General features: G+C 65.2%; 22 protein-coding genes. 9 read left to right on the plus strand and 13 right to left on the minus strand.

Features of this window, described 5'->3' with window-relative positions:
• Positions 1–37 precede the first annotated feature (37 nt).
• Positions 38–2,077, minus strand: a complete 2,040-nt coding sequence (gene metG, locus HU748_RS13830) for a methionine--tRNA ligase (RefSeq protein WP_186711508.1) — start codon at positions 2,075–2,077, stop codon at positions 38–40.
• A gap of 159 nt (positions 2,078–2,236) precedes the next feature.
• On the opposite strand from metG, the gene apbC reads away from it, so the two are divergent.
• The gene (gene apbC, locus HU748_RS13835) at positions 2,237–3,331 is read left to right on the plus strand and encodes an iron-sulfur cluster carrier protein ApbC (RefSeq protein WP_186668500.1); all 1,095 of its coding nucleotides are present in this window, start codon (positions 2,237–2,239) and stop codon (positions 3,329–3,331) included.
• Positions 3,332–3,416: 85 nt separating this feature from the next.
• Here the strand turns inward: apbC and HU748_RS13840 are convergent, their stop codons facing one another.
• On the minus strand, positions 3,417–3,626 hold the full coding sequence (locus HU748_RS13840) for a cold-shock protein (protein ID WP_003254922.1): 210 nt from the start codon (positions 3,624–3,626) through the stop codon (positions 3,417–3,419).
• A gap of 325 nt (positions 3,627–3,951) precedes the next feature.
• Here HU748_RS13840 and dcd point away from each other — a divergent pair, with 325 nt between their 5' ends.
• Positions 3,952–4,518: a dCTP deaminase gene (gene dcd, locus HU748_RS13845; RefSeq protein ID WP_003258001.1), complete on the plus strand. Its 567-nt coding sequence runs from the start codon at positions 3,952–3,954 to the stop codon at positions 4,516–4,518.
• A 96-nt stretch (positions 4,519–4,614) separates the two neighbouring features.
• The gene (locus HU748_RS13850) at positions 4,615–4,851 is read left to right on the plus strand and encodes a hypothetical protein (protein ID WP_054891778.1); all 237 of its coding nucleotides are present in this window, start codon (positions 4,615–4,617) and stop codon (positions 4,849–4,851) included.
• Here HU748_RS13850 and pdeM read toward each other — a convergent pair whose 3' ends face one another.
• From pdeM to HU748_RS13900, 10 genes are all read right to left on the minus strand, one after another.
• The gene (gene pdeM / locus HU748_RS13855) at positions 4,852–5,508 is read right to left on the minus strand and encodes a ligase-associated DNA damage response endonuclease PdeM (RefSeq protein WP_186720716.1); all 657 of its coding nucleotides are present in this window, start codon (positions 5,506–5,508) and stop codon (positions 4,852–4,854) included.
• Positions 5,509–5,510: 2 nt separating this feature from the next.
• Positions 5,511–7,997 (minus strand): ligase-associated DNA damage response DEXH box helicase, encoded by a 2,487-nt coding sequence (locus tag HU748_RS13860; RefSeq protein WP_186720718.1) that lies wholly within the window; start codon positions 7,995–7,997, stop codon positions 5,511–5,513.
• Positions 7,998–8,064: 67 nt separating this feature from the next.
• Entirely contained in the window at positions 8,065–9,180 is a 1,116-nt protein-coding gene (locus HU748_RS13865) for a succinylglutamate desuccinylase/aspartoacylase family protein (protein WP_186711179.1), read from the minus strand.
• A gap of 105 nt (positions 9,181–9,285) precedes the next feature.
• Positions 9,286–10,950: an ATP-dependent DNA ligase gene (locus HU748_RS13870; protein ID WP_186720720.1), complete on the minus strand. Its 1,665-nt coding sequence runs from the start codon at positions 10,948–10,950 to the stop codon at positions 9,286–9,288.
• Positions 10,947–11,963, minus strand: coding sequence for a ligase-associated DNA damage response exonuclease (locus tag HU748_RS13875; RefSeq protein ID WP_186720722.1), 1,017 nt, complete (start codon positions 11,961–11,963; stop codon positions 10,947–10,949). Before HU748_RS13875 ends, HU748_RS13870 begins: the two co-directional genes overlap by 4 nt.
• A gap of 107 nt (positions 11,964–12,070) precedes the next feature.
• On the minus strand, positions 12,071–14,509 hold the full coding sequence (locus HU748_RS13880; protein ID WP_186720724.1) for a penicillin acylase family protein: 2,439 nt from the start codon (positions 14,507–14,509) through the stop codon (positions 12,071–12,073).
• A 102-nt stretch (positions 14,510–14,611) separates the two neighbouring features.
• Positions 14,612–14,815, minus strand: coding sequence for an SEC-C metal-binding domain-containing protein (locus tag HU748_RS13885; protein WP_012313055.1), 204 nt, complete (start codon positions 14,813–14,815; stop codon positions 14,612–14,614).
• A 6-nt stretch (positions 14,816–14,821) separates the two neighbouring features.
• Positions 14,822–15,298: an LEA type 2 family protein gene (locus tag HU748_RS13890; protein ID WP_186720726.1), complete on the minus strand. Its 477-nt coding sequence runs from the start codon at positions 15,296–15,298 to the stop codon at positions 14,822–14,824.
• A complete protein-coding gene (locus HU748_RS13895) occupies positions 15,298–15,777 on the minus strand; it encodes a YchJ family protein (protein ID WP_186720728.1) in 480 nt (159 codons plus the stop codon). The genes HU748_RS13890 and HU748_RS13895 overlap by 1 nt, the downstream gene beginning before the upstream one ends.
• 4 nt (positions 15,778–15,781) lie before the next feature.
• The gene (locus HU748_RS13900; RefSeq protein ID WP_186720730.1) at positions 15,782–16,276 is read right to left on the minus strand and encodes a DUF6231 family protein; all 495 of its coding nucleotides are present in this window, start codon (positions 16,274–16,276) and stop codon (positions 15,782–15,784) included.
• 160 nt (positions 16,277–16,436) lie between these two features.
• Between HU748_RS13900 and HU748_RS13905 the strand changes: the two genes are divergently transcribed.
• From HU748_RS13905 to HU748_RS13920, 4 genes are all read left to right on the plus strand, one after another.
• Positions 16,437–17,132, plus strand: coding sequence for an OmpA family protein (locus tag HU748_RS13905; protein WP_186668479.1), 696 nt, complete (start codon positions 16,437–16,439; stop codon positions 17,130–17,132).
• Positions 17,133–17,189: 57 nt separating this feature from the next.
• On the plus strand, positions 17,190–17,912 hold the full coding sequence (locus tag HU748_RS13910; RefSeq protein ID WP_186668477.1) for an OmpA family protein: 723 nt from the start codon (positions 17,190–17,192) through the stop codon (positions 17,910–17,912).
• Between the two features lie 108 nt (positions 17,913–18,020).
• Positions 18,021–18,296 (plus strand): DUF1145 domain-containing protein, encoded by a 276-nt coding sequence (locus tag HU748_RS13915; RefSeq protein WP_054891766.1) that lies wholly within the window; start codon positions 18,021–18,023, stop codon positions 18,294–18,296.
• Entirely contained in the window at positions 18,289–19,047 is a 759-nt protein-coding gene (locus HU748_RS13920; protein WP_186720732.1) for a collagen-like protein, read from the plus strand. Before HU748_RS13915 ends, HU748_RS13920 begins: the two co-directional genes overlap by 8 nt.
• A gap of 67 nt (positions 19,048–19,114) precedes the next feature.
• Here HU748_RS13920 and HU748_RS13925 read toward each other — a convergent pair whose 3' ends face one another.
• Positions 19,115–19,579: a CopD family protein gene (locus HU748_RS13925; RefSeq protein WP_186668473.1), complete on the minus strand. Its 465-nt coding sequence runs from the start codon at positions 19,577–19,579 to the stop codon at positions 19,115–19,117.
• Between the two features lie 98 nt (positions 19,580–19,677).
• Between HU748_RS13925 and dinG the strand changes: the two genes are divergently transcribed.
• Together dinG and HU748_RS13935 are read left to right on the plus strand one after the other, a co-directional pair.
• A complete protein-coding gene (gene dinG, locus HU748_RS13930) occupies positions 19,678–21,822 on the plus strand; it encodes an ATP-dependent DNA helicase DinG (protein ID WP_054891763.1) in 2,145 nt (714 codons plus the stop codon).
• Between the two features lie 79 nt (positions 21,823–21,901).
• On the plus strand, positions 21,902–24,139 hold the full coding sequence (locus tag HU748_RS13935) for a beta-galactosidase (RefSeq protein ID WP_186720734.1): 2,238 nt from the start codon (positions 21,902–21,904) through the stop codon (positions 24,137–24,139).
• The last annotated feature ends 20 nt before the right edge of the window (positions 24,140–24,159 follow it).

Genomic DNA, 24,159 nt, shown 5'->3' on the forward strand with positions numbered 1-24,159 from the left:
CTGGGGATCACAGGACGATCCCCAGGGCAAGCGGGCCTTACTTGATGCGCTGACCGGGCTTGGCGCCGCTGTCCGGGCTCAGCAGGTAGATCTCTTCGCCGCCAGGGCCGGCGGCCATGACCATGCCCTCGGAAACACCAAAGCGCATTTTCCGAGGTTTGAGGTTGGCCACCATCATGGTCAGACGGCCTTCGAGCTTCGAGGGGTCCGGGTACGCCGACTTGATGCCGGAGAACACGTTGCGACGCTCGTCGCCGATGTCGAGGGTGAGTTGCAGCAGCTTGTCGGCACCGGCCACGGCCTCGGCCTTGACGATCAGCGCCACGCGCAGGTCGACGGCGGCGAAGGTGTCGAACTCGATCTCGGCCGACAGCGGGTCCTTGCTCAGCTCGCCGTTGCCGGCTGGTGCCTTGGCTTCGGCGGCCAGCAGGTCTTCCTTGCTGGCGGCGACCATGGCTTCGACCTTGGCCGGCTCGATGCGGCTCATCAGGGCCTTGAACGGGTTCAGCTTGTGGTTTTCCAGGCGCGACTGCAGGTCGTTCCACTCGAGCGGTGCGACGTTGAGGAATGCCTCGGCGTCGGCAGCCAGCACAGGAAGTACCGGCTTGAGGAAGATCACCAGTTGGCGGAACAGGTTGATACCCTGGGCGCAGATGGCCTGGACTTCATCCTGCTTGCCTTCCTGCTTGGCCAGCGACCACGGTGCCTTGTCGGCGATCCAGGCGTTGGCGCGGTCGGCCAGGGCCATGATTTCGCGCATGGCGCGGCCAAAGTCACGGGCCTCGTAGGCTTCGGCGATCGACGGTGCGGCGGCCAGGAAGGCTTCGGTCAGCTCCGGTGCGGCGTCGCCGGCAACCATTACGCCTTCGTTGCCCTTGTGGATGAAGCCTGCGCAGCGGCTGGCAATGTTGACCACCTTGCCGACCAGGTCGGAGTTGACCTTCTGCACGAAGTCCTCGAGGTTCAGGTCGAGGTCGTCGACCCCGCGGCCCAGCTTCGCGGCATAGTAATAGCGCAGGTATTCGGGCTGCAGGTGGTCGAGGTAGGTGCGCGCCTTGATGAAGGTGCCGCGCGACTTGGACATCTTCGCGCCGTTGACGGTCAGGTAGCCGTGTACGTTGACGGCGGTCGGCTTGCGGAAGCCTGCGCCTTCGAGCATGGCGGGCCAGAAGAGGGCGTGGAAGTTGACGATGTCCTTGCCGATGAAGTGGTACAGCTCGGCCTTGGAGCCTTCGTTCCAGAACGCGTCGAAGTCCAGCTCCGGACGGCGGTCACAGAGGTTCTTGAAGCTCGCCATGTAGCCGATCGGCGCATCCAGCCAGACATAGAAGTACTTGCCCGGCTCGCCGGGAATCTCGAAGCCGAAGTACGGTGCGTCTCGGGAAATGTCCCACTCCTGCAGACCGGAATCCAGCCACTCGGCGAGTTTGTTGGCGACCGCGTCCTGCAAGGTGCCGCTGCGGGTCCACTGCTGCAGCATGGCCTGGAAATCGGGCAGCTTGAAGAAGAAGTGCTGGGAGTCGCGCAGTACCGGCGTGGCACCGGAAATCGCCGACTTGGGGTTCTTCAGCTCGGTGGGGGCGTAGGTGGCGCCGCATTTTTCGCAGTTGTCGCCGTACTGGTCCTCGGTCCCGCACTTCGGGCAGGTGCCCTTGATGAAACGGTCGGCCAGGAACATGCCCTTCTCGGGGTCGTAGTACTGGGTCACGGAGCGATTGGCGATGTGCCCGGCTTCACGCAGGCGCGTGTAGATCAGGCTCGACAGCTCGCGGTTCTCTTCGCTGTGGGTGGAGTGGAAGTTATCGAACTCGACCAGGAAGTCGGCGAAGTCACTGCTGTGCTCGGCCTGGACGTTGGCGATCAACTGCTCGGGCGTGATGCCTTCTTTCTCTGCGCGCAGCATGATCGCCGAACCGTGGGCGTCGTCGGCGCAGACGTAGATGCACTGGTTGCCACGCATTTTCTGGAAGCGTACCCACATGTCCGTCTGGATGTACTCAAGCATATGGCCAAGATGGATGGATCCATTGGCATAGGGCAGGGCGCTGGTGACGAGAATCTGGCGTGGCTCTGACATGGTGGCTCGGCTACTTATCTGGCGACGGGTAAAAATTGAGGGTGATCGGCCACTATAAAGGGCTGGGAAATATATTTCACCCCGCAGACGCATCTGCTGACGGTTGACGGGTTAGCATAGGCGCCTGATTCACTTTTTCGGAATGCCACGGGAGTCTCCATGAGTGCCGTCACACGTGCCGCCATTGAAGGCGTGCTTCGCCAGTACACCGACCCCTACCTGAACCAGGATCCGGTCAGCGCCGGTTGCGTGCGCGCGATCGACATCCAGGACGGGCAGGTCAGCGTGCAGTTGCAACTGGGCTATGCCGCTGCACTGTTTCGAAATGGCTGGGCCCAGGTGCTGCAGACGGCGATCGAGAACCTCGAAGGCGTGACGGCAGCACAGGTGAGCATCGACACGCTGATCGCCACGCACAAGGCCCAGGCCCAGGTGCCTGCGCTGGCCAATGTGAAGAATGTCATTGCCGTGGCCTCTGGCAAGGGCGGTGTCGGCAAATCGACCACTGCCGCCAACCTGGCCTTGGCCCTGGCGCGCGAGGGCGCGCGGGTCGGTATCCTCGATGCGGACATCTACGGCCCAAGCCAGGGCGTGATGTTCGGGATCCCCGAAGGCACCCGCCCGCAGGTGCGCGAGCAGAAGTGGTTCGTGCCGATCAAGGCCCATGGCGTCGAAGTGATGTCGATGGCGTTTCTGACCGATGACAACACGCCGATGGTCTGGCGCGGCCCGATGGTTTCCGGCGCCCTGTTGCAACTGGTGACCCAGACCGCCTGGGACGACCTCGACTACCTGGTGATCGACATGCCGCCGGGCACTGGCGACATTCAACTGACCCTGGCGCAGAAGGTGCCGGTAGCCGGTTCCGTGATCGTCACTACCCCGCAGGACCTGGCGCTGCTGGATGCGAAGAAGGGTGTGGAGATGTTCCGCAAGGTCAACATCCCGGTGCTCGGTGTGGTGGAGAACATGGCGGTGCACATCTGCTCGAACTGCGGCCATGCCGAGCACCTGTTCGGTGAAGGCGGCGGTGAGAAGCTGGCGGCGCAGTATGGTGTCGAGTTGCTGGCGTCGTTGCCGTTGTCGATGCTGATTCGCGAGCAGGCCGACAGCGGCAAGCCGACTGCGATCGCCGAGCCGGAAAGCCAGATTGCCATGGTCTACCAGGAGCTGGCCCGCCAGGTGGGCGCTCGGATCGTGCTGCAGGAAGCGGCGGCGCCGGCAATGCCGAGCATTACCATCAGCGAGGATTGATCCGCTGCTGGCCGCTCCTGCATTGGGGCACAAAAAAACCCGCCGGAAGGCGGGTTTTTTTTGAAAGCGAGGAAGCTAAATCGACTTAGGCGATTTGAACTTCTTCAGCCTGCATGCCTTTCTGGCCGCGGGTAGCGACGAAAGTAACAGCCTGGCCTTCTTTCAGGGTTTTGAAGCCGTCAGCCTGGATGGCTTTGAAGTGTACGAACAGATCGTCACCCGACTGAGGAGTGATGAAGCCGTAGCCCTTCTCATCGTTGAACCACTTAACAACACCGGATTGGCGATTGGACATGTGTCTGTCTCCTTGGACAAAGTAGATTTCGGCTCAGGAATTGCCCTGGCCGGGACTGAGTGCAAAGAGAGCGGAAAATTCAGCGATGGGCCGATCAGGATCGTGCATCAAACAGATTCTCGGTGTCACGTGCAGCACAGTGGCGCCACCTTACCCCACTTTCCGCAAGCTGCCAATGGCCAACAGCGGCTTTGATGAAATTCGGATCGACGGGTGGCCCAGCCCCCGTCCGGCGCGGGATAGGGCGCGGAACTTTAACGCGCAGGCCAGGACCGGTAAGATGCGCATCTCGTTTTTTCACCTCGTACTTTCAGGACATCCCGCCATGAGCATCAAATCGGACAAGTGGATTCGCCGCATGGCGCAGGAACACGGCATGATCGAGCCGTTCGTCGAGCGCCAGGTGCGTGGCGAACAGGACAGCCGAGTCATCTCCTTCGGCGTCTCGAGCTACGGCTACGACGTGCGCTGCGCCGATGAATTCAAGGTGTTCACCAACATCAATTCGGCCACCGTCGATCCGAAGAATTTCGACGCCGGCAGCTTCGTCGACATCAAGAGCGACGTCTGCATCATCCCGCCGAACTCCTTCGCCCTGGCCCGTACCGTCGAGTACTTCCGCATTCCACGCGATGTCCTGACCATCTGCCTGGGCAAGAGCACCTATGCCCGCTGCGGCATCATCGTCAACGTCACCCCCCTGGAGCCGGAGTGGGAGGGGCACGTCACCCTCGAGTTCTCCAACACCACCACACTGCCGGCGAAGATCTACGCCAACGAAGGCGTGGCGCAGATGCTGTTCCTGCAGTCCGATGAAGAATGCGAAGTGTCGTACAAGGATCGCGGCGGCAAATACCAGGGCCAGCGCGGCGTAACGCTGCCACGTACCTGAGCCGACGAGCCGGGGGAATTAGTTTCCCTTTTGCCACTCCAACGAGGTAAGTCCCCGGCGTGCATGACGTACGCCGGCCCTCGTCAGGAGCAGCCCATGAAACTCGATCCTGCAATCAGCGCGAAGCTGGCCGTCCTGCAGCCGAACCAGATCGGCATGATGGCCTGGACTCTGCTCGCGCACCCGCATCCGCCGACGGATTTGCACGCCGGTGGCGTCCCGCACCAGCCTGATCCCGATACCCCGCAACCCCCCGAGCCTGGCGAGCACCCGCCGATGGAGCCGGGCGAGCCGACCTTGCCCGACGAGCCGCCTCCAGCGCCAGTCGCCTGATCAGGCCGGCACTGCCCAGACCCGTTGATCGCCCACGACGAACAGGCGGGCGCCGGGCTCTGGTTGCACCGTCCAACCGCCGGTGAATTCGCCGAACGCCGGCAGCAGGCTGACCTTTGGGTGGAACATGAAGCACTCCAGGCGCAGGCGTTGGCGGCCACGACCGCGCAGCACGCACGCCGGATGGACATGGCCTGCGATCACCGGATGCTCAGGGTGAGCGCTGGTCTCGTGCTGTAGCGCGAATGGCGGCAGTAGCAACGGTTCGTCGACGACTTCGATAGCCAGCTCCTGCGGCGGATCGCCAGCATGACGGTCGTGATTGCCTCGCACCAGGACCACCCGTAACCCTGGGTGCCGTTCGCGCCATGCAGCTACATGGGCTAGGGTGGCAGGTGCTCGCGCAGTACGGGCGTGGAGAAAGTCGCCGAGCACGATCAACTGCTGGCAATCGTAATGCTGCAAGAGCGTGTCCAGGCGATCCAAGGTCGCCTGGGTAGTGCCGCGTGGCACCGGCTGGTGCAGGGCGCGGTAGCTGGCAGCCTTGCCAATGTGCAGGTCGGCAACCAGAAGGGCGCGCCGGGCTGGCCAGTAGAGCGCTTTTCCAGGTAACAGCCATAGCGTTTCGCCGCAATGTTCGATCGCCAGGTGGTGCAAGTTCAGGATTTCCTCCGTTCAGTCCCCGCAAGGTCGCTCATGGTTCGGCTCGCCGCCTTTTCGAGGTCCGCCACCATCCGGGCGATGCGGTCTGCCAGTTTTTCCGTGCTCAGGGTTTCGCGCATGCCCTCGACCAATAGGGCGAAGGCCAGCGGCCCGGGCCGGCGCAATGCGTGCAGATCGAGGCGCAATCCTGCCATTTTCTGCAACTGCTGATGCAGGCGCTCGATCTCCAGCTCTTCACGCAGCACCTCGTCACGCGCCTGGCCCAGCAGCAGATTGCCAGCGTCATGCTTGCGAAACACTTCGTAGAACAGACCGCTGGAGGCCTGGAGCTGGCGCGTGCTTTTCTGCGCGGCGGGATAGCCGCCGAATATCAGCCCGGCGATCTGGGCAATTTCACGAAAGCGCCGCAATGCCATCTCGCCAGCATTCAGGCTGGCCAGTACATCTTCCAGCAAATTGTCCGCAGCCAGTGCGGCGGGCAAGTGCGCGGCCCAGTCTACAGGGCTTGCTGCGAGCAGTTCGAAGCCGTAGTCATTGACCGCGATCGATACCGACAGCGGCTGCACGCGGCTGACCCGCCAGGCGATCAGGTTGGCAAGGCCCAGATTGGCCATGCGCCCGGCAAAGGGATAGAGAAACAGGTGCCAGCCCTGGCGCGAGTGCAGGGTTTCGGCCAGCAATGTGCGCTGGGTGGGCAGGGCGGACCAGCTTGCCTGAAGTGTCAGCAAGGAGCGAACGGCATGCATTTCCGCGCCTTCGTAGCGGCCGTGGGCAGCAGCATCCAGACGCTCGACCAGCGCCTGCGCCAGCTCGCTCGACAGCGGCATGCGTCCGCCATTCCAGCGTGCTATCGCTGCTTTGCGCGCGGTGCTGCGGCGCACGTAGGCGGTCATGTTCTCGACCCTTACCAGCTCCAGGATACGTCCGCCGAACAATAGCGCGTCACCGGGCTTGAGACGGGCAATGAAAGATTCCTCCACGCTGCCCAGCGACTTGCCACCGCCCCCTTTGCTCCAGTACTTCAACTGCAGGCTGGCGTCGCTGACGATGGTGCCGATACCCAGACGATGACGCCGGGCGAGGCGCTCGCTGGCCACGCGCCAGATGCCGTCGGGGTGCGCTGCGACGCGCTGGTAGTCCGGGTAGGCGGTCAGCGAGCTGCCGCCATTGCGCACAAATGACAGTGCCCATTGCCACTGGCTCTCTTCGAGATCGCGAAAAGCCCAGGTGCTGCGAACCTCCTCGAACAGTTCGGCCGGTCGGAAACCACTGCCCAGCGCCATGCTGACCAGGTGCTGGACCAGCACGTCCATGCTCAGGCGCGGCGAATAGCGTGCCTCGATATGCCCGGAAGCCAGCGCCTGGCGTGCTGCGGCCGCTTCCACCAGTTCAAGGCTGTGGGTTGGTACCAGGGTCACCCGCGAGGTACGCCCAGGTGCGTGCCCAGAGCGGCCTGCACGTTGCAGCAGGCGGGCGATGCCTTTGGCCGAGCCAATCTGCAGGACGCGTTCGACGGGCAGGAAATCCACACCCAGGTCGAGGCTTGAGGTGCAGATCACCGCCTTCAGCGTGCCCTGCTTGAGGCTGCGCTCGACCCAGTCACGGGCGTGCCGGGCAAGCGATGCGTGATGCAGAGCGATCAGTCCCGCCCACTCGGGATGCGCCTCGAGCAGGGCCTGGTACCAGAGCTCGGCCTGGGCGCGGGTGTTGGTGAACACCAGGCTGTTGGCGCTGGCCGCGATCTCGGCGCTGACCTGAGGGAGCATCTTCAGCCCCATGTGGCCGGCCCAGGGGAAGCGTTCGATCGCGCTCGGCACCAGGGTGTCGACCAGGATGCGCTTGTCCTGACGGCCCTGAACCAGTCGCCCGCCTGCAGGCAGCAAGACCTCAAGGGCGTGCGGCAGGTTGCCCAGTGTGGCCGACAGCCCCCACACCACCAGTTGCGGTTGCCAGCGCCGCAGCCGGGCCAGGGCCAGTTGCAACTGCACGCCGCGCTTGTTGCCGAGCAGTTCGTGCCATTCATCGACCACCACCAGGCGCAGGCTGGCGAAGTCGGCGGCAGCCTGTTCGCGGGTGAGCAGCAGGGTGAGGCTTTCGGGAGTGGTGACCAGCGTGCTGGGCAGGCGCCGGGCCTGGCGTGCACGTTCGGCACTGGTGGTATCACCGCTGCGTACGCCGATGGTCCAGTTCAGCCCCAATTCGTCCAGCGGTGCTTGCAGCGCGCGCGCGGTATCGCTGGCCAGGGCGCGCATCGGTGTGATCCACAGCACTTGGAGTGGCGCCGGTCGGCGTACGTCGTGCAACTGTGCGAAAGCGCGCAGGGCGCCGAGCCAGACGGCGTAGGTCTTGCCGCTGCCGGTGCTGGCATGCAGCAGGCCCGACTCGCCGCGCTGGATCGCCGCCCAGATGCTGCGCTGGAAGGCGAACGGCTTCCAGTTGCGGGAGGCAAACCAGGTGCTGGCGAGGTCGGAAGGGGATGGCATCGGCGGCCGGTCTCGTCGAAGGCTGTGCTTCTACAGACCGGCCGCAGGTGCTTTGGTTTGATCGGGATCAGTTGGCCAGCAGATAGCCGCTGCGGCAGACTTTTTCCCCTGCGACATGGGCGATCACCATGCCGGTGGTGGCCATGCGCCGGACGCTGCGGGCGTAGAGCAGCCCGCCCTGGACGTTGCGGATCGGGGTCACCCGGTCGCTGAGCGGATCGATGACCTCGGCGATCAGTTGCCCAGGCTCCAGGTACTGCCCCGGTTTTGCGTGGAACACCAGCAGGCCGCCCAGCGGTGCGATCAATGGCTCCACGGCAGCCAGCGGGGTGGCGGGGTGGCGCAGCGGCGGCAATGCTGCGGGCTGACCTTCGATCACACCGCTGTGGGTGAGGAAATCGAGGATTGCCTGGCAGTCCTGGCTTGCCAGCTCGTGGTTGACGTCGGCCTGGCCGCGCAGCTCGACGGTCACCGAGAGGCTGCCCATGGGGATCGGGAAACGCTTGGCAAAACGCTGCTGCAGTTGCCACCACACCAGGCTGAAGCATTCGTCGAACGACTGCCCTCCGGAGTCGGTGGCCAGCAGGCTGGCCTGGGCGCCGAGGTAGCGTGCCAGCGGCTCGACCTGGGGCCAGGCGTCGGGAGTGGTGTAGAGGTGTTCGACGGCTTCGAAATCGCAGTGCAGGTCCAGCACCATGTCGGCATCGCAGGCCAGGCGCTGCAAGGCCAGGCGCTGGGATTGCAGGGGGGTGACGGCGGGGTGGCTGTCGAGCCCGCGGCGTAGATATTCACGGATCAGCGAGAGGTTGCGTGCCGGGTCTTGCGTGAGGTGGCTTTCGATCTGGTCGCCGATGCTGTCGGACAGGTCGACGAAATTGCGATTGAAGTTTTCCCCACTCTGCAACTCGAAGCGCCCCAATGGTGCGTCCAGCAGCACCTGTTCCAGGCCCACCGGGTTGGCCACTGGCACCAGCACCACCTCGCGGCGCAGCAGGCCTTGCTGGTGCAGTTCGTTCAAGCGCCGCTTGAGGTGCCAGGCCACCAGCATGCCGGGCAATTCGTCAGCGTGCAGCGATGCCTGGATGTATACCTTGCCGCCACCGCGCGGGCCGAAATGAAAGCTGTGCAACTGGCGGCAGATGCCGGGTACGGGGGACAGCAGTTCGTGGGTCGAGTGGTGCATGGGGGGCCTGATCTGCGCTGGGTTGTGAACGTGGACGACTGGAAATAGAAGCATAAACCAGGGATTTGTGCATGCGGGTGTGCGCAGAAGCGGCCACGGGCCTGGTTATACAGGGCCCAGCAAGCTCTGCAGGGTGGCCAGGTCGTCGGCCTCCTCGACCGGTTTGTCGAGCCGCCAGCGCAGCATGCGCGGGAAGCGCACGGCGATGCCGCTCTTGTGTCGCTTGGACAGGGCGATGCCTTCGAAACCCAACTCGAAGACCAGCGTCGGGGTGACGCTGCGCACCGGGCCGAAGGTGTCCACAGTGGTTTTGCGGATGATCGCATCGACCTTGCGCATCTCTTCGTCGCTCAAGCCTGAATAGGCTTTGGCGAAGGGCACCAGGTTGCGTTGCGCTGCTCCTGGTGGAGCATCCCAGACGGCGAAGGTGTAGTCGCTGTAGAGGCTGGCGCGTCGACCATGGCCGCGCTGGGCGTAGATCAGTACCGCATCGACGCTGAAGGGGTCGACCTTCCATTTCCACCACAGGCCCAGGTCCTTGGTGCGGCCGACGCCGTACAGGGCATCGCGCTTCTTCAGCATGAGCCCCTCCACCCCGAACTCGCGCGACTGCTCGCGTTGCTCGGCCAGGGCTGCCCAGTTCGATGCCTGCAACAGGGGTGAAAGCCGCACAGGGGCCAGGGGGTGTTCGACCAGCACGCGCTCCAGTTGCCTGCGGCGCTCATGCTGTAGGCGGTTGCGCCAGTCCTCGCCGTGCCATTCCAGCAGGTCGTAGGCTTGCAGCACCACCGGCGCATCGGCCAGCAGCTTGCGGCCCAGGGTCTTGCGGCCCAGGCGCTGCTGGAGCAGGGCAAAGGGCTGCACCGCCAGGGTGTCGTCGCAGATGCCAGGCTTCCATACCAGAATCTCGCCATCGAGCACGGTGCCGTCAGGCAAGGTCTCTGTCAGGCTGTGCAATTCGGGAAAACGCTCGGTGACCAGTTCCTCGCCCCGTGACCAGATCCACAACTGGCCGTCGCGCTTGACGACCTGGGCGCGGATGCCATCCCACTTCCATTCCGCCTGCCAGTCCTCGACCGGGCCGAGTAGTGTCTCGAACTGTTCCAGCGGCGCCTGCAGGGCGTGGGCGAGAAAGAACGGGTAGGGCTGGCCGCCGCGCTGGGCGTGTTCGTCGGCGGACTCGGGGGCGATCAGCTTCAGGTAGCTTTCAGCAACGGGGCGATGAGCCAGGTCGGTGTAGCCGACCAGGCGCTGGGCTACACGCTTGGCATCCAGCCCCGACAACTGCGCCAGCGCCCGGGTGACCAGCAGCTTGGAGACGCCGACACGGAAGCTGCCGGTAATCAATTTCAGGCACAGCATCAGGCTGGGGCGGTCCAGCCGTTCCCACAGTGCCGGCAAGCGCTGGCGCACCTCGTCCGCAGGTTGCCCGCGCAAGGGCAGCAGGTGCTGCTCGACCCACAGGGCCAGGCCCTCGTCGGTATCGTGTCGGTGCTGGGGCAACAGCAGGGAAATGGTCTCGGCCAGGTCGCCGACAGCCTGGTAGCTCTCTTCGAACAGCCAGTCGGGCAGGTCTGCCAACTGTGTGGCCAGCTCGCGTAGCAGACGGGTCGGCACCAGTTGGCGCGGGCGGCCTCCGGCCAGGAAGTACACCGCCCAGGCCGCATCGGCGGCGGGAGCCTGGGCGAAATAGTCGCGCAGGGCCTGCAGCTTGGCGTTGCTCGAAGTGGTGGCGTCCAGGCGCAGGTAGAGTTCGGCGAAGGCCTTCATGTGGCGCTCTCCGACGGGGGCGTGTCGTCTTCCTCGCCGTATTCGGTGGCGAAGGCCCGAGCGTCCAGGCCCTGCTCGCACAGGTAGCGCACCAGCACGTTGACCGAGCCGTGGGTGACCATTACCCGTTCGGCACCGGTTTCGCCGATCGCCCACAACAGGCCAGGCCAGTCGGCATGGTCGGATAGGACGAAGCCGCGATCGACGCCACGCCGACGCCGGGTGCCACGCAGCAGCATCCAGCCACTGGCGAAGGCATCGCTGTAGTCGCCAAAACGACGCATCCAGCTACTGCCACCTGCCGAGGGTGGTGCCAGCACCAGGGCTTCGCGCAGCCGTGGGTCGTTGCGTGGCAGATCTCCGGCGTACAGGGTGTCGGGTAGGGCGATCCCGGCTTCGCGATAGACGCGGTTGAGCGGCTCGACCGCGCCGTGCACTACGATCGGCCCTATATCTGCGTCCAGCCCGTGGAGAATGCGCTGGGCCTTGCCGAAGGCGTAGCAGAACAGCACGCAGGCCTTGCCCTGATCACGATTGGCGCGCCACCAGGCATTGATGCCGCTGAACACCTCGGCCTGCGAGGGCCAGCGATAGATCGGCAGGCCGAAGGTGGATTCGGTGATGAAGGTGTGGCAGCGCACCGGCTCGAACGGCGCGCAGGTGCCGTCGGGCTCAACCTTGTAGTCGACCGAGGCGACCCACACCTGGCCCTGGTATTCCAGGCGCACCTGGGCCGAGCCAAGCACATGGCCGGCAGGGTGGAAGCTCAAGGTGACACCGTGATGCTGCAGACGCTCCCCATAGGGTAGGGTCTGCAGGGCGATATCCTGGCCAAGACGGCTGCGCAGGATACCGGCGCCGGGCTCGGCGCACAGGTAATGGCCGTTGCCGGTGCGCGCATGGTCGCCGTGCCCATGGGTGATCACCGCACGGTCAACCGGGCGCCAGGGGTCGATGTAGAAGTTCCCGGGCGGGCAGTACAGCCCTTCGGGGCGTGCGATGACGAGGTCCATGGCGTTCGCGCTGGCTGGGGTTACCAGTTAGGAGCGCAGCGCTGGCCTGGAAGTTCGGATGGCGTGGTGCTGGCGAGCGGCCCGGACGAGCCGCTCGGGGTTACTGCCTACTTGCCCGGCACCAGCGTCAGGCGCTGGCTGCCATAGGCGCGGGCAAAGTTCTGTGGTTGCAGCGGCAGGCTCATGAAGCGCCCCTTGAACCAGGCGTCCAGGCCGTCACCGTAGTGAGGGCTGGCCGGGTTGCCGGACTGACCGCTGCTGGTCAGGATCTGCAGCGGTTCGGCCTGGCCGAAGTCGACGACCATGCGCGCGGAGGCCGGCAGGCTGGTTTCGAAACCGTTGCCCCAGGCGTAAGGGGTCAGGGCCAGGGTGCTGAAGTCACCGCCAGTGGCCATCGGCGCGCGGCTGAGGCTGTCGCCGAGCCCGTGGTAGCTCGGTGCGGGCCAGCGGTACTGGTGAAGCTTGCCCCATTGCCAGGCACGCCGGTCGGCGCCCATCTGGGCGACACCGGCATCCACTGCAGCGGCCAGGCTGCGGGCGAGGATGGTCGGTTTGTCTTCTTTCTGCGGCGTGTTGCGGTCATCCCAGAACGGGCTGTCTTCGCGGCCAAGCAGGTGATCGGCCTGGGCCGAGTACGACAGCCGGGCGTTGCTGACGAACGCTTGCCAGGCCGGGGAGGACTCGGGGCCGAGCTCGTCGAGGAAGGTCTGGCGGGTGACGGCCTGGAGGAACAGTTCGTACAGCGCCGCATCGGCCGAGACCGGGCTCAGGCGGCCATCGAAGGCCTTGAGCCGGGTGAGGGCTTCGCGGGCCTTGTCGCGCTGTTCGGCGGGCAGGGCATCGATGGCCTGTTTGAGCGGCTGGGCCATGCCAGGGGCGTCGAACATGCGCTTGAGCTTGTCGGCCAGCAGGGTGACCTGGTCGTTCTGCAGGGCCATCAGGCTGCGGCTGTCATGACGCCCGTTGGCGGCCAACTGGCCAAGGCGCTCGGCGCGTTCGGGATAGTACCAGGTGCTGGACAACTGCATGCCGTAGCCCTTGGGCAGGCTACGTTGGTTGGCATGGCCGATCCAGCCGCTGGGCGGATCCTGGTCGTAGGGGTGAAGCATTGCATCGGCGAAACCGTCCCAGTCGAAGCGTCCGTCCCAGCCCGGCGAGGGCAGCAGGCCCTGGCCTTCGCGGCGATTGGGGTAGCGGCCGCTGACCTGCCAGCCGATGTGCTCGGGCTCGGCGAAGACGAAGTTCAGCGCAGCGGCGCCGATCTCGCGGGTGCTGTCGAAGGCACGTTCGATGTTGCTGGCGCGGGTAAGGTCGAACAGCGCATCGAGGCTTTTGTCGTCCTTGAGCTGCGGCAGGTGCAGGGCCAGGCCATAGCCGTTGCCGGGTTGTCCGAGCAGGGTGCCGTGGCGGGTGTCGTACAGCACTTCGCGCACCGGGCGCTGGCCGCGCACGAAGAAGGTTTCGTTGCGCGCGCGGGCCGGCTGCCACTTGCCGTCGGCCAGGTAGGTGAGTTGGCTGCCCTGGCGGCGCAGTTGCTCGAGGAACAAGTCCTGGTTGTCGGCCATCACCGCGCTGCTGCTCCAGGCCAGCTGGCCGTTGTAGCCGGCCAGCACGATCGGCAGGCCGGGCAGCGACAGGCCGGCGACCTGGTACTTGCCGGTATGGATCTGCACCGGGCTCAGCGCCCAGGCGGCGCGGCTGTCGCTGGCCAGCAGGCTCTTGCCGCTGCGGCTGCGCAGCGGGCCCAGGGCCAGGTTCGAGGAGCCGGGGCTGCCCAGCAGGTCGAGGTCGGCAAGCTTCTGGCTGGCGGCGGCGACGTCGTTCAGGCCGGGGATCTGGCTGGCCAGGTTGATGCCCTTGAGCTTGTCGGTTTCGCCCTCGGCCAGAGGCTCGTCGGGTGCGCCGGGCAGCAGCCAGGCAAGCTTGTCGCTGCCGATCTTCTGCGCCAGGGTCAGGGCCGAGAGTTCTTCCTGCAGGTTCACCGACTGGCTGAAGGCATAGAGGCTGAAGATCAGCGCCGAGTCTTCGGGCTTCCAGTATTCGGGGCGATAGCCGCTGCGGGCGAGTTCGGCCGGCAGCTTGTCGCGGTAGCGGAACAGATAGGCGTTGACCCCGCGGGCATAGACCTCGAAGAAGCGCTTCAGGCGCGGCGAGGCGTCGGCATACAGCTGGCCGGCGCTCTGCTTGAGGTTGGCCGCGCGCATCAGGCGGTCGATGTCCAGGGCTTCGCTGCCCGCGATCTCGGCCAGTCGCCCCTGGGCGAGCAGGCGCATGGCGACCATCTGTTCGATGCGGTCGCCAGCATGGACGTAGCCGAGGCTGAACAGCGCGTCATGGAAACTGCTGCTCTCGATCAGTGGTGCGCCGATGGCGTTGCGCCGTACCGAGACGTTCTGCGCCAGGCCTTTGAGCGGCTGGACGCCGGTGGTCGGTGGCACGCTGTCCTGGTAGCCGCCCATCTGGCAGCCGGCAAGCCCGAGCATGCCGAGCAGCACGGCGCTGGTGCCGAACCGAGGGCGGAAGGGAGGAAACACGGGGGCGGCCATGACGAGGGCTCCTGGGCGGCGTGGCGGGGTCGGAAAGGCGCTAAAGGTAGGGCGGCGCGCGTCGGGCTGCAAGCGGCAAACGCAGCGCCACCCGGAGCCGCGTTACGCGCCGTGGCACTTCTTGAATTTCTTCTCGCTGCCGCATGGGCATGGATCGTTGCGTCCGACGTCCTTCAGGGCGTTGCGCACCGGTTCCTGGTGGCCGTGGTTGCAGTGCGGGCCGTGCACATGGCCGTGGTCATGATCATGGTGATGATCGTGACCGTGGTTGCAGTCGGGGCCATGGACATGGGGTTGCTGGGTCATTGCGGGTTACTCCGGTTGAAAATCGCCGGGGATTATCTCACCACTGCGCGACAAGTGCAGGTCCCGTTGACTGATCAGGCCGGTATTGAGTTCGCCTTGCAGGGTGTAGTGCAGCGGATCGCCGCTTTTCAGCAGCTTGGCGAGGGGCTTGAGGTGCTGCCACAGGTTGGTGCGCGCGGTGATCTTGAAGGTACGCCGGGCATGGCCGCCGACACTGCGCCAGATACTGGTCTCGTCCTGCACCAGCAGCAGGTCGTTGAGCCGGATTGCGTACGACAGGCTGCGGATGAACAGGCGGCTGTCGTTGGGGTTGTCGATGCGCAGGTGCAGGACGAACTCCTGCTGGTGCAGGCGCGCCTTGACGGTTTCCACCCTGACCAGGTGCACCTCGGGCTCGCGCCAGTGGTTGCCGCCCCATCCCGCACAGCCCCCCAGCAAGGCCAGGGTGAGGCCGAGCAGGAGCAGGCGGGCCAGGGCATTCATCATTGATTACCGAGGTAGCTGGCGCAGCATTTCTTGAATTTCTGCCCGCTGGCACAGGGGCAGGGGTCGTTGCGTCCGGCCTTGAGCTCGACGGTCGGGTCGATGAAGTACCAGCGCCCGCCGTTCTGTACGAATGCCGAGCGCTCGCGGTGCTGGTGGTCGCCCTGCTGGTCGTGCCAGCGTGCGGTGAAGGTGACGAACGCATGCTCCGGCTGCCCGCCCAGGACCTGTGCGCTTTCCACCTCCAACCCCAGCCAGGTGCTCTGTGCACTCCAGGCGGCAATGCCGGCACGGTCCAGCCCGGCCTGCTGGGCGGGAAGCGTGGTGGCTACCAGGTAATCCACCAGCCCCAGCACATAGGCGCTGTAGCGCGAGCGCATCAGTGCCTGGGCATCCGGTGCCGGGGTGCCGGCATGGTAGTGCCCGCAGCATGCGTCGAGAAGATTGCCGCTGCCGCAGGGGCAGACCGAGACACTCATGAATTCACCACCAGTACTTGCCAAAGTTTTGCGGATTCGCCCAGAACTTGGCATTGAGCCAGTCCGGGACCTGCTTGTAGTCATGTAGATCATAGGTGAACAGGCTCAGCACCTGTTCGTCGCGACGGAATTTCTCGCTGGCCGACAGCGCCAGGGCGAAGAAATCGGTGTCCTGCCAGCCACAGGCGGACAGGTCGGCCAGTACCGCGACCCTGCTGGCATTCAGATTGCGAATGCCGCCGAGCAGTTCCAGCCCACTGCGCTTGGGCAAGTGCTCGAGGCAGTCAACCAGCACCGCGAGGTCGAAACGTTGCGCTGCCAGGTCGGCAGGCAGCGGGCCTGGCAGCGCCTCTGACAGCACTACCGCCGGGTGGGCTGCGGCGAAGGCCTCCAGGGCCGGGAAACGCGTGCCGACCAATAGCAGGCGCGCCGGAGCGAAGCGCTCGAGAAGGGCCGCCAGGGCCTGTTGGGGGGTACGCTGGGAGAAACCGTCGGTCATTGCCAATCCTCGTTCAGGTCGCTCAAGACTAGCGGTCCCAGCCCTGGCGGCAAAGAGGCGCGGCGTCGCGTCGTGGCTTATTGCTGGCAGAGAGGGAATAGGCGGTCTTTACTCCCAGAGCATCGGTTTTGCACCGATCCCCCTAGGAGAAGCAACGAAAATGAGCATAGTACGCACAGCGATACCCCTGGTTCTGCTCACCAGTGTGTTGACTGGTTGTGCAGGTTTGCAAAAAACCGACTGGCCGAAGTGTGCTGCCGTCGGGGGCGTGGGAGGCGCAGCCCTGGGCGCCATCGAAAGCTCCAGTTGGGCCGGCTGGGGCGCGTTGCTCGGCGGTGGCCTGGCGGCGGGCTACTGCTGGGCCCATGGCGACGGTGACGAAGATGGCGATGGCGTGCCCGACAGCCGTGACAAGTGCCCAGGCACCCCGCGCGGGGTGCAGGTCGATGCCAACGGCTGCCCGCCCGAGCCGGTTGCCGTGGTCGAGGAAGTCGTCGTGGTCGAGAAGGAGGAAGTCATCGTCATCCGTGACGTGCACTTCGAGTTCGATTCCGCGCGCCTGACTGCCACCGACAAGGAACGCCTGAACACCATTGCCACGCGCCTGAAGCAGGAAGCGCCGAGCGCTCGTCTGAGCGTGACCGGCCACACCGACAGCGTCGGCTCCGACCGCTACAACCAGAAACTCTCCGAACGTCGTGCCCACTCGGTGACCGACTATCTGGTGAGCAGCGGCGTGCCACGCAGCAGCTTCGTTTCGGTAGTGGGGGCAGGCGAGGCCCAGCCGGTGGCTGACAATGCCACGGCTGACGGTCGTGCGATGAACCGGCGCACCGAGATCAAGATCCAGCGCTGACGGCCCGCGCCCACGTCTTTAGCCGTGGCGTGGGCGCATTCACCGGGGACATGATCCATGAATACCTTGTCGAAGACGGCTGTGTCGCTGCTGCTGGCCTCCAGCCTGCTGAACGGGTGCGCTACCCACAGTGATGGCAGCGCCCCCCTCAATCAACGGACCTGGCCGGTCTGCAGTCTGCTCGGCGGGCTGGTCGGTGGCGGCCTGGGTGCGATCGAAAGTTCCAGTTGGGCGACGGGGGCCGGTGTTGCCGGAGCCATTGCCGGTGGCCTGATCTGTTATGCCCAGGACGGTGACGAAGATGGCGATGGGGTGTTCGACCGTCGTGATCGTTGCCCGGACACCCCCAAAGGTACGGCGGTCGACCACATGGGCTGCCCGCTTGCGCAGTATCCGCCTTCGACGCCCAAACCCGAGGCTCCAGCACCTGCGCCTGAGGTGATCACCCTCGACGATCAGGGCCAGGTGCTGTTTGCGTTCGACTCTGCACAGTTGTCGGCCGCTGCCCAGCAGCGCCTGCAAGCGCTTTTGCCGAAGCTCGGCGATCCCGGCGTGACCGCCATCAGGGTGATCGGGCATACCGATAGCGTAGGCACAGACCGCTATAACCAGGGCCTGTCCGAGCGCCGCGCGGCCAGTGTTGCGCAGTACCTGATCGGTCAGGGGCTGTCGCCGGCCAAGGTGACCAGCCAAGGTCGCGGTGAAAGCGAGCCGGTGGCCGACAACGACACCGACGAGGGGCGAGCGAAGAACCGACGGGTGGAGCTGCACCTGAACTGAATCGCCTCTGGCGCGCGCCCTGGCGCGGCGGTACTGTTGTGCGCACGGCCCGCTCGAACGGGCCGCGTGCACATAACAAGACAGTACAAGACAGTCGGGGGGCGGGGTATGAAGTTCATCCTGGGCCTGGGCAAGGCCCTGACGGTGGTTTTCTGGTGGGTGGTGCTGGTCAATCTGTTGATGCCGCAGCCCCTGCCGTTCAATCTGCTGATCAATGCGGCAGGCATCACGCTGCTGGGCTTGCATGTGCTGGAGGTGTTTTTCTTCAACGCCAGCCTGCGCGGGCGCAGCCATCGCTGGTTCGATCGCTTGCAGATCCTGCTGACCGGCATCTTCCATGTCATGTCCATTCCCCGTCCGCAGGAGGCTTCGCGCCATGCGTAAGTTGATGTTGCTGGCCGCGCTGGCCACCCCGCTGGCCCAGGCCGAGAGTCTCGAAGTCGCTGCCCATTCGATGCTGCGCCTGCCGAACAAGTCGTCCAGCGTGCACCTGGAGCGTGTGCAGGTGGCCGACTCGGCGACCCTGCTGCTGCCGGCCACGCTCACCGCGCTGAAGATCGATCATCTTGAACTGGGACGCGATGCGCGCATTGCCATCGCCCCGGCGCAAGGCGCCTTGAGCATCGAGGCGAGCAGTGCTGTGCTGGGCGTCGGTAGTGAAATCAGCGCGCCGGGGGCGCCGGGCAGCTACGAGCGTGCGGCGCGCCCCGGTCGTGACCTCGACCTGCGCCTGCAGACGCTGGAGGCCGAGCAACTGTCGATCGACGCCCGTGGCGGCGCTGGGGCACCGGGCTATGCTGGCCTCGATGGGGGTAATGGCACGTCTGGAGGTTGTACCTGGGGCACTGCCAGCCGCGGCGCGAACGGTGACAACGGCGGCAACGGGCATGACGGCGCGGCCGGAGGAAGGATTCGCCTGGCCCTGCCGGCAGATTTCCCGCAGGAGCGCATCCAGGTACGCCTCGATGGCGGTGCACCGGGCAAGCCGGGCGCTGCCGGCAAGGCCGGGCAGGGTGGTGCGAGCAAAGGGTGCCTTGTGTATCGCACCGAGGCCGGTGCCAACGGTCGTCCGGGCCTGCCAGGGCAACCGGGGCTTGCCGGTACGGCGGGGGAGTTGATTCTGCAGCGGCTTTGACACAAGCGCTTTACGCGCCCGAGCGTTTGCGTTTCCAGGGCTGCGTCGCGGCCCTGGGTCAACGACTTCAGAACATGACGCGAGCGCTGGCCACTGCCACCACGGCAATGCCCAGCAGCAGGTTGATCCCCACCATCCGTCGGATCCTGCCCAGCACCCCGGCACCCGCCGGCCAGTCCTCGGCCTGCACCGCAGCGCGCAGCTCCGGCAGCAGCAGCGCGTGCACGCGCAGGAACAAGGCGAACATCACGATCCCGCCGCCCATCATCAGTTGTACATAGCGGGGCGCGGTCTCGAAGCCGGAAAATCGCAGGTGCAACATGCCGATACCACTTATCGCCAGCACCGCTATCGCCAGCCAGACCCATCCGAAGAAGCGTCGGAATACTTCCACCCACAGCCGCAGCCGCGCGGGCCCTTCCAGTGCTGCGACAGTCGCCGGGCGCAGTACCAGCCAGGCGAAGAACATCCCGCCAACCCAGACAAGGGCGGCCAGGACATGCAGTGTGTAGGGCAGGGCAAAGGCGAGCATCCGGATCTCCATGCGGCATAAAGGGCAATAGCGGGGTATGATAGCCGCCCCATGCGAAACACTGAAAATATATCCAGCCCTCTGGGCGCCCGCAGACCATGATCAGCAACGAACTCAAAGCCACCATCCAGGGCGCCTATTCGCGTTTTCTCGAAGCCAAGAGCCTCAAGCCGCGTTACGGCCAGCGCCTGATGATCGCCGAAGTGGCCAAGGTACTCGGCGACATCGCCTGCGATGATGAAGGCCGTCGGGCCGGCGAGCCTGCCGTGGTCGCGGTCGAGGCCGGCACCGGTACCGGCAAGACGGTCGCCTACAGCCTCGCCGCGATTCCCGCCGCCAAGGCCGCCGGCAAGCGCCTGGTGATCGCCACCGCCACCGTCGCCCTGCAGGAGCAGATCGTCTTCAAGGACCTGCCCGACCTGATGCGCAACAGCGGTTTGAACTTCAGTTTCGCCTTGGCCAAGGGGCGTGGCCGCTACCTGTGCCTGTCCAAGCTCGACGTACTGCTGCAGGAGGGTCACGCCCAGTCGGCTACCGCCCAGCTGTTCGAGGAAGAAGGCTTCCATATCGAAGTCGACGAGCGCAGCCAGAAGCTGTTCAACAGCATGATCGAGAAACTGGCCGGCAACCGTTGGGACGGCGACCGCGACAGTTGGTCGGAAACCCTCGAGGACCAGGACTGGGCGCGCCTGACCACCGACCACAGCCAGTGCACCGGCCGACATTGCCCGAACTTCCAGCAGTGCGTGTTCTACAAGGCGCGCGAAGGCATGGGCAAGGTCGATGTGATCGTCACCAACCACGACATGGTCCTGGCCGACCTGGCCCTGGGCGGCGGCGCGGTGCTGCCCGACCCGCGCGACACGATGTACGTGTTTGACGAGGGCCACCACCTGCCAGACAAGGCCATCGGCCATTTCGCCCATTATTCGCGGCTGCGCTCCACGGCCGACTGGCTGGAGCAGACCGCCAAGAACCTCACCAAGCTGTTGGCCCAGCACCCGTTGCCAGGCGACCTGGGCAAGCTGATCGAGCAGGTGCCGGAGCTGGCGCGGGAAATCCGTACCCAGCAGCAGTTCATGTTCACCCTGTGCGAGCAGGTCGCCGATTTCCGGCCTGGTGAAGACATGGAGGGGCGTGATCGTCCGCGCTACCGCTTCGAGGGGGGCGTGGTGCCCGAGCAGATCCGCGAGGTCGGCATCGAGCTGAAAAAAGGCTTCGCGCGTCTCAATGATCTGTTCACCCGACTTGCCGACCTGCTCAAGGAAGGCATGGACGGTGAAGTCAACATCGGCATCGCCAGCCACCAGGCCGAAGAGTGGTACCCGCTGTTCGGCAGCCTGGTCACCCGTGCCCAGGGCAACTGGGAGCTGTGGACCGCCTTCACCGCCGAAGACCCGGAAGACAGTCCGCCCATGGCGCGCTGGCTGACGCTGGCCGAGAGTGGGGCGCTGTTCGACATCGAGGTCAACGCCAGCCCGATCCTCGCCGCCGAAATGCTGCGCCGCAGCCTGTGGAGCGTTGCCCATGGTGCACTGGTCACCTCGGCGACCTTGACGGCCCTGGGCAAGTTCGATCGCTTCCGCATGCGCTCCGGCCTGCCGCGCGATGCGGTGACCTGCGTCGTACCCAGCCCATTCGTGCATGGCGATGCCGGCTTGCTGCGGGTGCCCGATCTGGGTGCCGACCCGCGCGATGCGGCGGGCCACACGGCGGCGATCATCCGCGAATTGCCGAACATCGTCGAAGAAGCCCGTGGTGCGCTGGTGCTGTTCTCTTCGCGCAAGCAGATGCAGGACGTGTTCGATGGCCTGGACCGCGACTGGCGCAAGCTGGTGCTGATCCAGGGCAACCTGTCCAAGCAGGAAACGCTCAACAAGCACAAGGCGCGGGTCGATGACGGTCAGCACAGTGTGTTGTTCGGCCTGGCCAGTTTCGCCGAGGGCGTCGACCTGCCAGGTGCTTATTGCGAGCACGTGGTCATCGCCAAGATTCCGTTCGCCGTGCCGGACGATCCGGTCGAGGCGGCCCTGGCGGAGTGGATCGAGGCGCGTGGCGGTAACCCGTTCATGGAAATCGCCGTACCCGACGCCTCCCTGCGCCTGATCCAGGCCTGCGGTCGCCTGCTGCGTACCGAGCAGGACCGTGGCGTCATCACCTTGCTCGATCGACGCCTGGTCACCCAGCGCTACGGCAAGGCTATTCTCAATGCGCTGCCGCCCTTCCGGCGGGAGATCCAGTAACGGCCGGAGCATGATGCTCCGGCCCGTTGTCCATGACTCGATCAGGCCCATGAGGGCCTTGAAGGAGAGCCACGTCCACATGATCCGCCGTACCTTGCCCGTCGTTTTCACCCTGCTCTTCAGTACCCCGTTGCTGGCAGCCCAGCAGACGTTGTTCAGCTTCGTACGCCCGACTTCGGTCGTCACCGTGACCACCGAGGACACGGGCATGCCGCAGTACAACGCGGAGCAAACAGCCGAAGGCGAGGTGCTGCGGCGCGTGGTGTTCAACACGGTGGAGCGTCCGACCCTGCGCCTGAGCCCGCAGGCCGGTACCTGGGATTGGTCGACGGGGCAGTTTCTGACGCTACGCCTGCAAAGTGCGATGGACTGGGCCTTGACCGTGGACGTCACGCTGCTGGGCAGCGACGGGCGTACGCTCACCAGCCGCATCGACCTGCCAGCGGGCCCGGCACAAACGGTGATGGTGCCGCTCAAGGCCAGTTCGCCGTTGAGCCAGGGCATGCGTGCCGGTCCACCGATGCCCTGGACGTACGAAGGACAGCGTGTGCTGTTGACCAGCAGCGAGGGTGAGGTAGACCTCAAGCAGGTGGTTTCGATCAGCCTGAGCATTCCGCGACCCAAGGTCGCGCAGAACCTGCTGATCGAAAAGGTCGGGATACAGGATGATGACCAGGCATACCGGGCAGCCTACGGCGATCTGATCGACGCCTATGGCCAGTCCACCCGCGCACGCTGGCCGGAAAAAATCGTCAACGATGAACAACTCAAGGCCGCCGATACGCGTGAACGGCAGCAGCTCAAGGCTTGGCTGGCCGAGCGCGACAGGCAGAAACTGGACACCTACGGCGGCCTGGTGGCCGGCCCGGCCTTCGAAGCCACCGGCTTCTTCCGCACTGAAAAGCGCGATGGCCGCTGGTTCCTGGTGACCCCGCAGGGGCACCCGTTCTACTCGCTGGGCGTCAACGCGGTGGCCGCCGATGGCGGGCGCACCTACGTCGCGGGCCGCGAATCGATGTTCAAAGGGTTGCCCGGGGAGGGTGACCCGCTCGCGGCGTTCTATGGTGAGGGCAACAATGACGACGGCAATGCGTCTTCCCAGGGGCGCGGGTTCAAGCAAGGGCGTTGGTTCGACTTCTATGCTGCCAACCTGCAGCGTACCTATGCCAAGCCCTGCGCCCCTGCGGCCGAGGGCCAGCCGCCAACGAACTGCCCGGCAGCCGGTGTCGATGCCGAACGCTGGCAGGTGCACAGCCTCGATCGTTTACAGGCCTGGGGTTTCAACACCCTGGGTAACTGGAGCGATCCGACCCTGGGTCAGGCCAAGCGCATGCCGTACACCCTGCCACTATCGATTGTCGGCGACTATGCCAGCATCAGCACTGGCATGGACTGGTGGGGGCGCATGCCCGACCCGTTCGACCCACGATTTGCCATGGCCACCGAGCGCGCCGTAGCCATTGCCGCGCGGGACCATCGCGACGACCCCTGGCTGATCGGTTATTTCGCCGACAACGAACTGGCCTGGGCGGCGCCGGGCGATGACCCCAAGGCACGCTATGGCCTGGCCTACGGCACCTTGCGTCTGACCACCGATGTGCCGGCCAAGCGCGCCTTCCTCAAGCAGTTGCGTGACAAATACCGAAACCAGGAGGGGTTGTCGAAGGCCTGGGGCATCGAACTGAAGGCCTGGGAGCTCATGGAGGACCCGGGTTTCGAGGCGCCCCTGCCCAACCCGGAGCATCCGGAAATCGAGCGTGACTACCAGCACTTCCAGCAGGTGTTCGCACAGACCTACTTCAAGACCATCTCCGATGCGCTGAAATGGCATGCGCCCAACCATTTGTTGTTGGGTGGACGCTACGCGGTCAGCACGCCTGAGGCGGTGAAGGCCTGCGCCGAGTTCTGCGATGTGCTCAGTTTCAACTTCTATACCCTCAAGCCCGAGGATGGCTACGACTTCGCCCGGTTGGTCGAGCTGGACAAACCGGTGCTGGTCTCGGAGTTCCAGTTTGGCTCCCGGGACCGTGGCCCTTTCTGGCCAGGGCCGCTCGAGGTGGCGCGTGAAGAGGACCGTGGGCCTGCCTACGGCAATTTCCTCAAGGCAGCCCTGGCTCAGCCGATGATCGTTGGCGCTCACTGGTTCCAATACCTTGACCAGCCCGCCAGCGGGCGCCTGCTCGATGGGGAGAATGGGCATCTGGGCCTGGTCGCTATCACCGATGTGGCGTATTCGGGTTTTGTCGAGGCCGTGCGTCGGAGCAACCAGCAGGCCCTGGAGCAATTGCGCGCGGGGCTTGAGGTCAAGGCGCCCTGAAGGTGACAGTTTGGTTCAGC

This window comes from Pseudomonas sp. RW3S2, assembly GCF_014268955.1.
Lineage (GTDB): Bacteria > Pseudomonadota > Gammaproteobacteria > Pseudomonadales > Pseudomonadaceae > Aquipseudomonas > Aquipseudomonas wayambapalatensis.